The 12,611-nt window shown below is 68.6% G+C and carries 12 protein-coding genes; 9 read left to right on the top strand and 3 right to left on the bottom strand.

The genetic code is table 11. From position 1 onward, the window contains the following. Positions 1–165: 165 nt before the first annotated feature. From CSW64_RS04205 to phoB, 6 genes are all read left to right on the top strand, one after another. The gene (locus CSW64_RS04205) at positions 166–1,545 is read left to right on the top strand and encodes a sensor histidine kinase (protein WP_099620927.1); all 1,380 of its coding nucleotides are present in this window, start codon (positions 166–168) and stop codon (positions 1,543–1,545) included. 84 nt (positions 1,546–1,629) lie between these two features. After that, complete coding sequence (gene pstC, locus CSW64_RS04200) at positions 1,630–3,072, top strand: phosphate ABC transporter permease subunit PstC (protein WP_099620926.1); 1,443 nt, start codon at positions 1,630–1,632, stop codon at positions 3,070–3,072. Further along, complete coding sequence (gene pstA, locus CSW64_RS04195; RefSeq protein WP_099620925.1) at positions 3,065–4,339, top strand: phosphate ABC transporter permease PstA; 1,275 nt, start codon at positions 3,065–3,067, stop codon at positions 4,337–4,339. The genes pstC and pstA overlap by 8 nt, the downstream gene beginning before the upstream one ends. A gap of 4 nt (positions 4,340–4,343) precedes the next feature. Beyond that, on the top strand, positions 4,344–5,165 hold the full coding sequence (gene pstB / locus CSW64_RS04190; RefSeq protein ID WP_099620924.1) for a phosphate ABC transporter ATP-binding protein PstB: 822 nt from the start codon (positions 4,344–4,346) through the stop codon (positions 5,163–5,165). 10 nt (positions 5,166–5,175) lie between these two features. Then, the gene (phoU, locus tag CSW64_RS04185) at positions 5,176–5,868 is read left to right on the top strand and encodes a phosphate signaling complex protein PhoU (protein WP_099620923.1); all 693 of its coding nucleotides are present in this window, start codon (positions 5,176–5,178) and stop codon (positions 5,866–5,868) included. Beyond that, entirely contained in the window at positions 5,865–6,554 is a 690-nt protein-coding gene (phoB, locus tag CSW64_RS04180; RefSeq protein ID WP_099620922.1) for a phosphate regulon transcriptional regulator PhoB, read from the top strand. The genes phoU and phoB overlap by 4 nt, the downstream gene beginning before the upstream one ends. Positions 6,555–6,561: 7 nt before the next feature. Here the strand turns inward: phoB and CSW64_RS04175 are convergent, their stop codons facing one another. From CSW64_RS04175 to CSW64_RS04165, 3 genes are read right to left on the bottom strand one after another with little or no spacing between them, the layout of a single operon-like run. After that, positions 6,562–6,933 (bottom strand): hypothetical protein, encoded by a 372-nt coding sequence (locus tag CSW64_RS04175; protein ID WP_099620921.1) that lies wholly within the window; start codon positions 6,931–6,933, stop codon positions 6,562–6,564. After that, entirely contained in the window at positions 6,933–7,544 is a 612-nt protein-coding gene (locus tag CSW64_RS04170) for a hypothetical protein (RefSeq protein WP_099620920.1), read from the bottom strand. The genes CSW64_RS04175 and CSW64_RS04170 overlap by 1 nt, the downstream gene beginning before the upstream one ends. After that, entirely contained in the window at positions 7,541–8,482 is a 942-nt protein-coding gene (locus tag CSW64_RS04165; protein WP_099620919.1) for a hypothetical protein, read from the bottom strand. The genes CSW64_RS04170 and CSW64_RS04165 overlap by 4 nt, the downstream gene beginning before the upstream one ends. Before the next feature lie 103 nt (positions 8,483–8,585). On the opposite strand from CSW64_RS04165, the gene purD reads away from it, so the two are divergent. The 3 genes from purD (at position 8,586) to CSW64_RS04150 (ending at position 12,560) form a co-directional block, all read left to right on the top strand. Further along, positions 8,586–9,851 (top strand): phosphoribosylamine--glycine ligase, encoded by a 1,266-nt coding sequence (purD, locus tag CSW64_RS04160; RefSeq protein WP_099620918.1) that lies wholly within the window; start codon positions 8,586–8,588, stop codon positions 9,849–9,851. A 296-nt stretch (positions 9,852–10,147) separates the two neighbouring features. Beyond that, positions 10,148–11,230 carry a phosphotransferase gene (locus CSW64_RS04155; protein WP_099620917.1) on the top strand — a complete coding sequence of 361 codons (1,083 nt, stop codon included), beginning with the start codon at positions 10,148–10,150 and terminating at the stop codon, positions 11,228–11,230. Positions 11,231–11,303: 73 nt separating this feature from the next. Further along, positions 11,304–12,560, top strand: coding sequence for a metal-dependent hydrolase family protein (locus tag CSW64_RS04150; RefSeq protein ID WP_099624108.1), 1,257 nt, complete (start codon positions 11,304–11,306; stop codon positions 12,558–12,560). Positions 12,561–12,611: the final 51 nt, after the last annotated feature.

The raw sequence follows: 12,611 nt of genomic DNA, 5'->3' as shown, positions 1-12,611 counted from the left end.
CCGGACCTTTGACGGCGACGTTCGTCCCCTTTCGATGCGGCGAAATTGCGTCATCGGACACAAACGCCCCACGGGAACCCGCTTCGTGTATCGCAAGGATAACAAGGGCGCCATATCTGGAACGCATCATTAGTCGGACCACGTCGCGAAAGAGGCCCCTCCGCCATGTCCCCAGAGGTCGTTCCAGGGTTGCGCCGACTGCCCCTGACCGCGGGGCTCGCCGCGGCGACCGGTCCTCTGCTGCTGACCTTGACCGGACAGGCGCCGCTCCTGCCGGCCGGCCTGATCGCCGCGCTGGCCGGCGGCTCGGCCTGGTATGCGACGCGACGCTGGCTGCAGGAGCAGGCGCCCGTCGGCGCGCCCAAGGATCAACCCGCCCCCGCCGTCGCCACCATTCCCTTCGCCGGCATCCTTGAGGACCTGGCCGACCCGGTCATGGTGATCGAGGCTGGCGAGCCCTACGAAGTCACCGGACATCGGCTGGTGTTCGCCAACGCCGCCGCGCGCGAGACCTTCCGCGCCCATCGCCCAGACGCCCGGCTGATCACCGTCATCCGCAACCCGCGGATCATCGAACTGGTCGACGAGGCCCTCTTCGGCGAGGTGACAGGGCAGGCCGCCTTCGAGGTCGGCGGCGCCCAGGAGCGGGTCTGGACGGCCGTCGCCCGGCCGCTGGGCAAGACTCCCTGGAACGCGCCGATGGCTCTGCTGGTCATGCGCGACCAGACCGACCTGCGTCGCGCCGAACGGATGCGGGCCGACTTTCTGGCCAACGCCAGCCATGAGCTCCGCACGCCGCTGGCCTCCCTGTCCGGCTTCATCGAGACCCTGCGCGGACCGGCTCGCGACGATCCCAAGGCGCGGGAGAAGTTCCTCGCCATCATGCAGGCCCAGGCCGAGCGGATGTCGCGCCTCATCGACGATCTGATGAGCCTCTCGCGAATCGAGCTGAACGAGCACATCGCGCCGCAGGGTCGGGTCGACCTGGCCTGCGCCGTGACCGACGTCGCCGACGCCCTGACGCCGGTGATCCGCGCCAAGGGCGTCCGCATCGACTGGGCCTCGCCGCCTCGCGATTCGGTGACCGTCGAGGGCGACCGCGACCAGATCGTGCAGGTCGTGCAGAACCTCGTCGACAACGCCGTGAAGTACACGCCGGAAGGCGGCGTCATTCGAATCGAGCTTTTTGCGCCCGTCGCCGGCGATCCGCCGCCCGCCCGCAGCGCCGAGACCGCCAGCATGGCGCTGCTCAGCCCCGAACACCGGGCGGGCGAGCACTATGCCCTGCTCCGCGTCATCGACCAGGGTCCCGGCATGCCGCGCGACGCTCTGCCCCGCCTGACCGAGCGATTCTATCGCGTGGAGGGCCAGAAGAGCGGCGACCGCTCCGGGACCGGCCTGGGCCTGGCGATCGTCAAACACATCATCAACCGCCACCGCGGAGGGCTGGCGGCCGAGACGGCGCTGGGCCGCGGCTCGACCTTCTCCGTGTGGCTTCCGCTCGCCCAGGCGGTCCAGCCGGCCGGGGAGCCGGCGCTGTCGTAAAACTGTCGCGCAACTGTCGCATAGGGGCAGCGTTGCGCGGGCAGGGTCCGCGCGTCTCCTGCCGAACGCCGTCCCGGAACCGCGATGACCGTCCTGATCGCCCTGGCCCTACTCGCCGCCTTCTCGGCCGGCGTCTATCTATTGGGCCGCAAGCGCGCCGTCGCCCTGGCCGGCGGCACATCCGTCTCTCTTCATTCACTCCCCGGCTACCATGGGACCTGGGTGGCGCTGTGGGCCGGCGCCCCCGCGGCCCTGATCCTGCTGATGTTCGCCGTCTTCGGCGGCCGCATCGAGGAAGCCGCCCTCCGCGCCGAGACCCCCGCCGCGGTGATGGAGCTGCCCGCCGAACGCCAACAGGTGTTCTGGAGCGACGCCCACGCCATCGCCCGCGGCCAGGCCCCCAGCGAAGTGGCTTGGGAAGGCGCGGCCAAGGCCGCGCTCGACGCCAAGGCGGTCGAGGCGGGGCGCATCGAGACCATCGGCCTGGTCGCCGTCGTGGCCCTGGCCGGGGTCCTGGCCCTGTGCGGCTTCCTGCTGGCCTATCCTCGCCTGGCCAAGGACTTCCGCGCCCGTAACCGGGTCGAGGGCTGGACCGACCTGCTGCTGATTCTCTGCTCGACCCTGGCCGTGCTGACCACGCTCGGCATCGTGCTGTCGCTGGTCTGGGAGAGCATCCGCTTCTTCCAGGCGGTGTCGCCGATCGACTTCCTGTTCGGAACGCAATGGAACCCGCAGATCGCCATGCGCAGCGACCAGGTCGCGGCCGAGGGCGCCTTCGGCGCGGTCCCGCTGTTCGCCGGCACCTTCCTGGTCATGCTGATCGCCATGGCCGTCGCCGCTCCGGTCGGCCTGTTCTCCGCCATCTACCTGTCGGAGTACGCCGGCAAAGCGACCCGGGCTGTGGTCAAGCCGCTGCTCGAGATCCTCGCCGGCGTGCCGACCGTGGTCTACGGCTTCTTCGCCGCCCTGACCGTCGGCCCGACCTTCCGCGCCTTCTTCAACTGGATCGGCGGCCTGCTGATCGGCGGTCCGCTCGACAGCCTGGGCCAGTACCTGATCACCGTGCAGAACCAGATGGCCCTGACGGCCGGGGTGGTGATGGGGATCATGCTGATCCCGTTCGTCTCCTCGCTATCGGACGACATCATCAACGCCGTGCCGCAGACCCTGCGCGACGGCAGCTACGCCATGGGCGCCACCAAATCCGAGACGGTGAAGCAGGTGATCCTGCCCGCCGCCCTGCCCGGCGTCGTCGGCGCCCTGCTGCTGGCGGTCTCGCGCGCCATCGGCGAGACCATGATCGTGACCATGGCGGCCGGCCTGCAGGCCAAGCTGACCGTCAACCCGCTCGACACCGTCACCACCGTCACGGTGCAGATCGTGACCCTGCTTACCGGCGACCAGGAGTTCGACAGCCCCAAGACGCTGGCGGCCTTCGGTCTCGGCCTCACCCTCTTCGTCGTCACACTGGCGCTGAACATCGTCGCGCTGGGCATCGTGCGGAAGTACCGCGAACAATATGACTGACGCTCCCTCCCCCTCGCGCCTCTCCGAGGCCCGCCTGAAGCAGCGCTACGCCGCCGAATTCAGGTTCAAGCTCTACGGCCGCATGGCGATCGTGATCGCCCTGGCGTTCCTGGCGCTGCTGCTCGGCCGGATCGTCCTGCAGGGCTACTCGACCTTCGAGACCCACACCGTCTCGCTGCCGGTCTATCTCGACCCGGCGAAGATCGACCCGACCGCGCTGGAAGGGGCCAACTACGACTATCTCGTCGCCCTCTCCCTGCTGAAGAAGCTGGGCGAGACCGACGACGAGTACGGCGAGAACTCCGGCGACGCCATGGACCTGATCAGCCGCGACTTCGGCTTCCAGATCCTGAACAAGCTGAAGGCCGACAAGTCGCTGATCGGCAAGACCGTGACCATCACCGGTCCGGTCAAGGCCGACGCCGACCTCTACTACAAGGGCCAGATCAAGCGCTCGACCGCCGAGTCCGACCGCAAGCTGAACGACCGCCAGCTGAACTGGCTCGACAAGTTGCAGAAGGATGGCTCGGTGAAGACCGGGTTCAACTGGACCTTCTTCAAGAACGCGGACTCCACCGAGCCTGAGCAGGCCGGCATTCTGGGCGCCGTGATCGGCTCGGCCATGATGCTGCTGGTCACCGCCCTGATCGCGGTCCCGATGGGCGTCCTCGCCGCTGTCTGGCTAGAGGAGTTCGCACCGAAGAACCGCTGGACCGACCTGATCGAGGTGAACATCAACAACCTCGCGGCCGTGCCCTCGATCGTCTACGGCCTGCTCGGCCTGGCGGTGTTCATCAACTGGCTGGGCGCTCCCCGCGGCGCGCCGCTGACCGGCGGCATGGTGCTGGCCCTGATGAGCCTGCCCACGGTGATCATCGCCACCCGCTCCGCGCTGAAGGCCGTGCCGCCCTCGATCCGGGAAGCGGCCCTGGGCGTCGGCGCCTCGCGGACACAGACGGTGTTCCACCACGTCCTGCCGCAGGCCATGCCGGGCGTGATGACCGGCACCATCCTGTCCCTGGCCCATGCCCTGGGCGAGACGGCCCCGTTGCTGATGATCGGCATGATCGCCTTCAACCCGGGCCTGCCCGAGAGCTTCACCAGCAGCGCCAGCGTGCTGCCGGTCCAGGTCTTCATCTGGGAGAACGCGTCTGAACGCGCCTTCCACGAACGCACCGCCGCAGCCATCATCGTGCTGCTGGCCTTCATGATCATCATGAACGCGGCCGCCGTGATCCTGCGCCGCCGCTTCGAACGCAGGTGGTAACCCGATGACCGTCCAACAGCCCCTGATCCGCACCGCCGCGCCGCATACGCACACGACCGCGCCGGTCGACGCGACCAAGATCACGGTCCGCGACGTCAACGTCTTCTACGGCGAGAAACAGGCCCTCGACTCGGTGTCGATCGACATCCCGGGCAAGGCCGTGACCGCCTTCATCGGCCCGTCGGGCTGCGGCAAGTCGACCTTCCTGCGGTGCATCAACCGCATGAACGACACCATCCCCGGCGCCCGCGTCGAGGGCCGCATCGAGATCGACGGCGAGGACGTCAACGACAAGTCCGTCGACCCGGTGATCCTGCGCGCCAAGGTCGGGATGGTCTTCCAGAAGCCCAACCCCTTCCCCAAGACGATCTTCGAGAACGTCGCCTACGGCCCGCGCATCCACGGCCTGTCGTCCAGCAAGAGCGAGCTGGAAGGCATCGTCGAGGCCTCGCTGAAGAAGGCCGGCCTCTGGGGCGAGGTCTCCGACCGTCTGCACCAGCCGGGCACCGGCCTGTCGGGCGGCCAGCAGCAGCGCCTGGTCATCGCCCGCGCCATCGCCGTGCAGCCGGAAGTGATCCTGATGGACGAGCCCTGCTCGGCCCTGGACCCGATCGCCACCGCCCGCATCGAGGAACTGATCGACGAGCTGCGCCAGCAGTACTGCATCGTCATCGTCACCCACTCGATGGCCCAGGCCGCCCGCGTCTCGCAGCGCACCGCCTTCTTCCACATGGGCAAGCTGATCGAGCACGGCTCGACCGAAGAGATCTTCACCAACCCGCGCGAACCGCGCACCCAGGACTACATCACCGGCCGCACCGGCTGAGGACCCGGACATGAACGAGCATATCGTCAAATCCTTCGAGGAAGAGCTGAACCAGCTGGCCGCCGAGGTGGTCCGCATGGGCGGGCTCGCCGAGGCCCAGGTGCAGGAGGCCATCGGCGCCTTCTCCCGCCGCGACGTTCCGCTGGCCCAGGCGATCGTCGGCCGCGACGAGAAGCTGGACGCGCTGGAGGCCGACATCGAGCGCTCCGCGATCCGGCTGATCGCCCTGCGCCAGCCGATGGCCAACGACCTGCGCCGAGCCATGGCGGCCATGAAGATCGCCATGAACCTGGAGCGCTGCGGCGACCTGGCCAAGAACATCGCCAAGCGCACCCAGATCCTCGCCGAATCGGACCCGGCCGGCCCGGTCACCCGCTCGATCGAGCGGATGGGCAAACTGGTCGCCGCCCGCCTGAAGGAAGTTCTCGACGCCTACACGGCTTCCGAGGTCGACCGCGCGGTGGCCGTCTGGACCCGCGACACCGAGGTGGACGAGCACTACGAGAGCCTGTTCCGCGAGCTGCTCACCTACATGATGGGCGACCCGCGGATGATCACGCCCGGCGCTCACCTGCTGTTCGTTGCCAAGAACCTCGAGCGGATCGGCGACCACGCGACCAACATCGCCGAAATCGTGCACTATGAGATCACCGGCCGTGAGATCGTCTCCGAGCGGCCCAAGATGGATGCCCTGACGCAATGACGCCCACGGTTCTCGTGGTCGAGGATGAGGACGCCCTCGCCACCCTGCTTCAGTACAATCTCGAGAAGGAAGGCTACCGGGTCATCCACGCCGGCGACGGCGAGGAGGCGCTGATCCTCACCCAGGAGCAGCAGCCGGATCTGGTGGTGCTCGACTGGATGCTGCCCAAGGTCTCGGGGATCGAGGTCTGCCGCCGCCTGCGCCAGCGCCCGGAAAGCCGCAACCTGCCGATCCTGATGCTCACCGCCCGCGGCGAGGAGAGCGATCGGGTCCGCGGCCTGGACACCGGCGCCGACGACTACGTCGTGAAGCCCTTCGCCATGACCGAGCTGACCGCCCGCATCCGCGCGGTCATGCGCCGGATCCGGCCGGGTCTGGCCGAGGATCGCGTGACCTTCGGCGACATCGTCATCGATCGCGTCGCCCACCGGGTGAAGCGCGACGGCAAGGAAGTCCACCTCGGACCGACCGAGTTCCGCCTGCTGGATCACCTGATGCAGTACCCGGGCCGGGTGTTCAGCCGCGAGCAGCTGCTGGACGCGGTCTGGGGCAGCGACGTCTATGTCGAGGCCCGCACCGTCGACGTGCACATCGGTCGCCTGCGCAAGGCTCTGAACCGCGACAGCGACATGGACCCGATCCGCACGGTGCGCTCGGCCGGCTACTCGCTGGACCTCGAAGGCTAGCGTCCGCCTACGGCAGCACCGTCAGCAGGTGCTGCCGCACGGCGCACATGCCGTTAATGCGCTTGTGCTCCGTCAGCCCGATGAACGGCCCCTTGCCGGTGAAGGTCTTGGGCTGGACGGTATAGGTCTGGACCAGCGTTTCCGGCGCTCCGGTCGTGAACGAACTTTCCACCTTCACCTTCAGCGCCTTCGTTCCGCTGTTGCAGAGATAGACGTTGGCGGGCTTGCAATAGTCCGACGCGTCAACGGGCCGGTCGCCGTAGCAAGCGTAGGCCCCGCCGTCGTGGATGATCATCCCCGCGCCCAGGGTCACGCCGTCGCAACCGCCCAGCAGCAGGAGCGCGATCAGGCCGGCTCCGATTTTCCAGCGCGCCCGCATCAGTTCGGAACCTTTATGCAGCCGCGCGGCGTCTGGAACAGCGTCGCCTGGGGCGTTGAGGTCACCTGCCGGATCACGCCGCCCCAGTCGTTGTGCAGATCCGGATCGTCGATCACCAGCAGGGTCGCGGTGGTGGACGGCGTCAGGGTCAGGGTGGCGCCCTCTCGCCGGAGAGCGAAGCTCACCTCGTCCGGCACATCGACATGAAGACCGATCGGCCTCCCCGTCAGGAGCAGGTCGATCCTGGCCGTGATCCGACAGGCCGCGCCTGCATTGCGCCAGATCTCTCCCGTCCGCACCGTATCGCCGCGGCCGCAGGGATCGTCCTTGACGTTAAACGCCGTCATGAGTTCGGCCTTGGTCACGCGAGCGAGGCTCGGGTCCGCGAAACGGCTTCGCATGCGCGCCAATCCTGACGAGATCGCGGGATCCTTCGGCGCCTCGGCGCAGTACTGGGTCGGCGCGGCGCCGCAGGCCCGGCTGCACTGATACTTCCCGAAGTCCAGCGCCGTCGAAGCGCCGCGAGCGGCCCCCTGCCCGGGAGCGGCGACGTAGCTGGCCAGGACGGCGCCGGCGGCCACGACCGTGAGCGCGATCAGGCGGCTGCTCATCGTGCGCTCCTCCGCTTGATCCAGGCGCAGGTGGTCCCCGCCCGCTGATCCGGGGCGACTGAAATGATCTTGAGTTCCAGTGCTCCCGTTGCGGAGCGTTGGAGCACGGCCGACAGCGGCTTGATCCGGATCGAGGGCGGAACCCCGGCGGGCGTGGGCAGCGACGCCGAGCCCAGATCACCCAGGGGGCCCGTCGCGGCCTGGCGGATGCTGTCCTTGGCCTGCTCTTGAAGATCACGGACCAGTTCGACGCCGACGTGGCCGAACGCGAGGCCGCCGCCGATCATGCCGAGCAAGAAATCCTGCTCGGGACTGGTCGACACCTTCACCACCGGCTCGCCGCCCTCGAAGGCGATCTGGTCGCCCCGGACCACGGCTCGGATCGGCGTTTCGATCGCCACCCGCGCGCCGGCCGCGCGGAATCCGCCGCCGATGCCGGGACAGACACGTCGCTCGGCGACGAACCCCAGCCGCAAGGTCGTGGTCTCGCCCTGCGGGATCAGCTGGTACTCGTAGGAATGGGCGTTCTTCTCGCAGCTCAGGCGAGCCTGGAACGCCTGCCAGGCGGATGTCCGGTGGATCAGGCCGGGCAGGTCCTGCTCGATGTGGCTGATATCCACGGTCGAGGTCAGCTTGACCGACACGCTCTCGGGATCGGCGGGTCGCTGCTCGATCAGAATATGGGTCCTGCTGGCAGGTGAGACCAGGCGGGGCTGAAGGGCCGGGTTGGGCGGCGGCGGGACCCGCCTCAGTCCGCCCGCGAGCAGCGGTCCGCGATCCAGACCCGGAACGACCGCGACAGCAGGCTGAGCATACTGCGCCTGGGTCGTGATCTGGGCTTGAACGGGCCAGGTGCAGCCCTGGGCCCACGCCGCCGGCGCGGGCAATATCGCCACCGTCCAGCAGAGCGTCGTGCGCCAAGCCTTCATCGCCCGCATGCCCCCTTCACCTGGACCGCTAGAAGAACATGGTTATGCGATCGATGCGAGAGTAACGTCGCCGCCGCTTGACCCCGCGCCCCTCGCGGGTCAAAGGCGCGCCATGAACATCCTGCTCGTCGGTTCCGGCGGTCGCGAACACGCGCTGGCCTGGAAGATCGCCCAGTCTCCGCTCTTGAAGCGGCTCGTCGCCGCGCCCGGCAATCCGGGCTTCGCGAGCCTTTGCGAGACGCGCCCGGTCAGGGTCACCGACGTGGATGGCCTGGTCACCCTGGCGCAGGAGATCGCGGCCGACCTGGTGGTCGTGGGCCCCGAGTCCTCGCTGGAGGTCGGCCTTGCCGATCGCCTGGCGGCCCTGGGCATTCCCTGCTTCGGCCCGACCGCCGCCGCCGCCCAGCTGGAAACCTCGAAGGCCTTCACCAAGGACTTCTGCGCGCGCCACAGCCTGCCGACGGCCGCCTACGGCGTGTTCGAGACCGCGGACGACGCCGGCCGGTTCCTGGACGCCCAGACCGCTCCCTATGTGATCAAGGCCGATGGCCTGGCCGCCGGCAAGGGCGTGGTCATCGCCCAGACTCGTGAAGAGGCCGACGCCGCCATCGCCGACATGCTGGGCGGTCGCTTCGGCACGGCCGGCGCCCGCGTGGTGGTCGAGGAGTTCATGCACGGCGAGGAAGCCTCGTTCTTCGCCCTGTGCGACGGCGAGACCGCGATCCCCTTCGGCTTCGCCCAGGATCACAAGCGGGCCTACGACGGCGACCAGGGTCCGAACACCGGCGGCATGGGCACCTACAGCCCCGCCCCTGTCCTGACGCCCGAGCTGGCCAGACGCGCCTTCGACGAATGCGTCCTGCCGGCGGTGAAGGGCATGGCGGCCGAGGGCAATCCCTATCGCGGGGTCCTCTACGCCGGCCTGATGCTGACCGAGACCGGCCCGCGGCTCGTCGAGTTCAACGCCCGCTTCGGTGATCCGGAATGTCAGGTTCTGATGCTGAGGCTGGCGGACGACATCGTCCCCTACCTGCTGGCGGCGGCGACCGGGACGCTCTCCTCCAAGCCGGCGCCGAAATGGCGCGACGAGAGCGCCATCTGTGTCGTCTACGCCGCCGAGGGATATCCCGACGCTCCGGTCTCGGGCGCGGAGATCAGGGGCGCCGAGGCCGATTTCGGCGCCGAGGCCGTGGTCTTCCATGCCGGCACGAGCCGCGACGTCGACGGCGCACTGCGCGCCAGCGGCGGCCGTGTGCTGAACGTCTGCGCGCTCGGCGCCACGCTGCACGAGGCTCGCGACATCGCCTATGCGGCGCTCGGCGCCATCGACTTCCCGGGCGGCTTCTACCGAAATGACATCGGATGGCGGGCGCTCTAGCCCCCATTTGGCATCCGGTGTCTGGCCCTCTAGCTCCGCGCCGCAAGTCTCGCTAAAGGGCGCTCGGGGGGAGACTCAATCTGAGGGCGTCGTGAAGTTCGACCTGTTCCTGTTTTTGAAGTGTCTGTTGGGTTCGGGCCACGAGTTCACGAACAGCAAGTCGAAGCGCGGCTTCATGACCTGCACGAAGTGCGGCTACAGGCGTCGCTGGAAGTAACCTCAGGGCATCCTTGCGCCTTCCGCGCCAGCCCCTAAACTCGCGCGCTTCAAACAAGCGTACGAACGGGGAAACGCTGATGGCCGACGCCGCGCCCTCCGCCCAGGAGCTCAACTCCGGCACCAAGCCGGTCGACGAACGGTATCGCCTGGACGAGGCCAAGCTGGAAGCCTGGCTCAAGGCCAATGTCGAGGGCTTCCAGGGACCGCTGGAGATCCGTCAGTTCAAGGGCGGGCAGTCGAACCCGACCTACCAGCTGGTCACGCCGAACCAGCGCTATGTCCTTCGCCGCAAACCGCCGGGCAAGCTGCTGCCGTCGGCGCACGCCGTCGATCGCGAGTACCGGGTCATCGAGGCCCTGGGCCGCACCGGCTTTCCCGTCGCCAAGGCCTACGCCCTGTGCATGGACGAGGACGTCATCGGCACCATCTTCTACGTCATGGACAGCGTCGACGGCCGGATCCTCTGGGACCTGACCCTGCCCGACTCCCAGCCGAACGATCGACGGGCGATCTACCAGGCCCAGATCGAGACCCTGGCCCGCCTGCACAACACCGACTACGAGGCCATCGGCCTGGGCGACTATGGCAAGCCCGGCAACTACTTCAGCCGGCAGATCGACCGCTGGACCAAGCAATACAAGGCCTCCGAGACCAGCAGCATCGCCTCGATGAACCGGCTGATGGAATGGCTGCCGGCGACCACTCCGACCGATGACGACCGCACCTCGATCGTCCACGGCGACTATCGTCTGGACAACATGATCCTGCACCCGACCGAGCCGAGGGTCGCCGCGGTGCTCGATTGGGAGCTGTCGACCCTGGGCAACCCGCTGGCCGATTTCAGCTACTTCCTGATGCACTGGGTGATGCCGGGCGGCGAGCGGACCTCGCTGGGCGGCATCGCCGACCCGAAGGCCTGGGGCATTCCGACCATCGAGGAGGCCGTCGAGCAGTATTGCGCCCTGACCGGGCGCAGCGGCCTGCCGGACCTGGATTGGTACTTCGCCTACAATCTCTTCCGCCTGGCCGGCATCTGCCAGGGAATCGTCGGTCGGGTTCGCGACGGCACCGCCGCCAGCGCCCATGCGCAAACCATGGAAGCTCGCGTGCCGATCCTGGCCGACGCGGCGCTGAGCTTCGCCAAGAAAGCAGGAGCATAGGGTAATGGCCTGGGGGGTTAAGCAGACGGTTCTCGGCGGCGTACTGGCCGCGGCCGTCGTCGCCGGCGTCGCGATGGCGCAACAGGGTCAGGGCGCCGCCGCGCCGCAGCTGACCTACGTCCAAGCCGGACGATTGCTCGCCGATCCGGCGGGCGGCAAGGTCGAGACCAACAAGACCCTGGTGCTCCAGGACGGCAAGGTGCTGCGCATCGAGGACGGCTTCACCTCGGCGCCGGGCGCCAAGGTCGTCGACCTGCAGGACAGCTTCGTGCTGCCGGGCCTGATCGACAGCCACGTCCACCTTACGGGCGAGAGCAATCCCAACCAGCGGCTGGAGCGGTTCACCAAGACCAAGTCGGACCTGGCCCTGGACGGCGCGTCCAACGCCCTGAAGACGCTGCGGGCGGGCTTCACCACGGTCGCCGACCTGGGCGCGCCGAACGAGTCGATCTTCGCCCTGCGCGAGGCGATCCGGACCGGCCGAGCGCCGGGTCCCCGGATCATCGCCTCGGGCTCGGCGGTGTCCGTCCACGGCGGCCACGGCGACCCGGCCAACGGCGTGCCGGAGGAGCTGATCCACGTCTACCGCCCGGAGTCGGTGTGCTCCGGCGCTGACGATTGCCGCCGCGCGGTGCGCGAACAGGTCCGCTCCGGCGCCGACATCATCAAGATCACCGCGACCGGCGGCGTGCTGTCCCAGACCGCCGCCGGCCTGGCTCAGCAGTTCTCCGAAGACGAGCTGAAGGCCATCGTCCAGGCCGCCCATTCGATGGGCCGCAAGGTGACCGCCCACGCCCACGGCGGCGACGGCATCAACGCCTTCCTCAAGGCGGGCGGCGACTCGATCGAGCACGGCACCTACCTGGACGCGGAGTCCCTGAAGCTGTTCAAGGCCAACGGCGCCTGGCTGGTCCCGACCCTGATGGCCGGCGACTTCGTGGCCCGGGAGGCGGCGCGGCCGAACACCTATTTCACGCCCGCCCAGCGCGACAAGGCGCTGCAGGCCGGCCCGCGCATGCTGGACATGGCTCGCCGCGCCCACGAAGGCGGGGTGAGGATCGCGTTCGGCACCGACAGCGGCGTCTCGGCCCACGGCGACAACGCCGGCGAGTTCGCGCTGCTGGTCAAGGCCGGGCTGACGCCGCTGGAAGCCATCCGCACGGCCACGGTCGGCGCCGCCGAACACTTCGGCCTGTCGAACGAGATCGGCTCGCTGGCTCCCGGCAAACAGGCCGACCTGATCGCGGTCAAGAACGACCCGCTGGCCGACGTCACCGAACTCACCCGCGTGCGCTTCGTGATGAAGGGCGGCAAGGTGTTCAAGGAGTAGGGACAGACGGATGCTCCCCCCTGGGGGAGCTGTCGGCGCAGCCGACTGAGG

This window comes from Caulobacter mirabilis (genome assembly GCF_002749615.1).
Lineage (GTDB): Bacteria > Pseudomonadota > Alphaproteobacteria > Caulobacterales > Caulobacteraceae > Caulobacter > Caulobacter mirabilis.
The sequence above is the reverse complement of the archived record's forward strand: the minus strand, read 5'-3'. Positions and strand labels throughout refer to the sequence as shown.

Coding starts and splice junctions, on each gene's coding strand:
- CSW64_RS04205 (WP_099620927.1), top strand. CDS start 166: ATGTCCCCAGAGGTCGTTCCAGGGTTGCGCCGACTGCCCCTGACCGCG.
- pstC (WP_099620926.1), top strand. CDS start 1,630: ATGACCGTCCTGATCGCCCTGGCCCTACTCGCCGCCTTCTCGGCCGGC.
- pstA (WP_099620925.1), top strand. CDS start 3,065: ATGACTGACGCTCCCTCCCCCTCGCGCCTCTCCGAGGCCCGCCTGAAG.
- pstB (WP_099620924.1), top strand. CDS start 4,344: ATGACCGTCCAACAGCCCCTGATCCGCACCGCCGCGCCGCATACGCAC.
- phoU (WP_099620923.1), top strand. CDS start 5,176: ATGAACGAGCATATCGTCAAATCCTTCGAGGAAGAGCTGAACCAGCTG.
- phoB (WP_099620922.1), top strand. CDS start 5,865: ATGACGCCCACGGTTCTCGTGGTCGAGGATGAGGACGCCCTCGCCACC.
- CSW64_RS04175 (WP_099620921.1), bottom strand. CDS start 6,933: ATGCGGGCGCGCTGGAAAATCGGAGCCGGCCTGATCGCGCTCCTGCTG.
- CSW64_RS04170 (WP_099620920.1), bottom strand. CDS start 7,544: ATGAGCAGCCGCCTGATCGCGCTCACGGTCGTGGCCGCCGGCGCCGTC.
- CSW64_RS04165 (WP_099620919.1), bottom strand. CDS start 8,482: ATGCGGGCGATGAAGGCTTGGCGCACGACGCTCTGCTGGACGGTGGCG.
- purD (WP_099620918.1), top strand. CDS start 8,586: ATGAACATCCTGCTCGTCGGTTCCGGCGGTCGCGAACACGCGCTGGCC.
- CSW64_RS04155 (WP_099620917.1), top strand. CDS start 10,148: ATGGCCGACGCCGCGCCCTCCGCCCAGGAGCTCAACTCCGGCACCAAG.
- CSW64_RS04150 (WP_099624108.1), top strand. CDS start 11,304: ATGGCGCAACAGGGTCAGGGCGCCGCCGCGCCGCAGCTGACCTACGTC.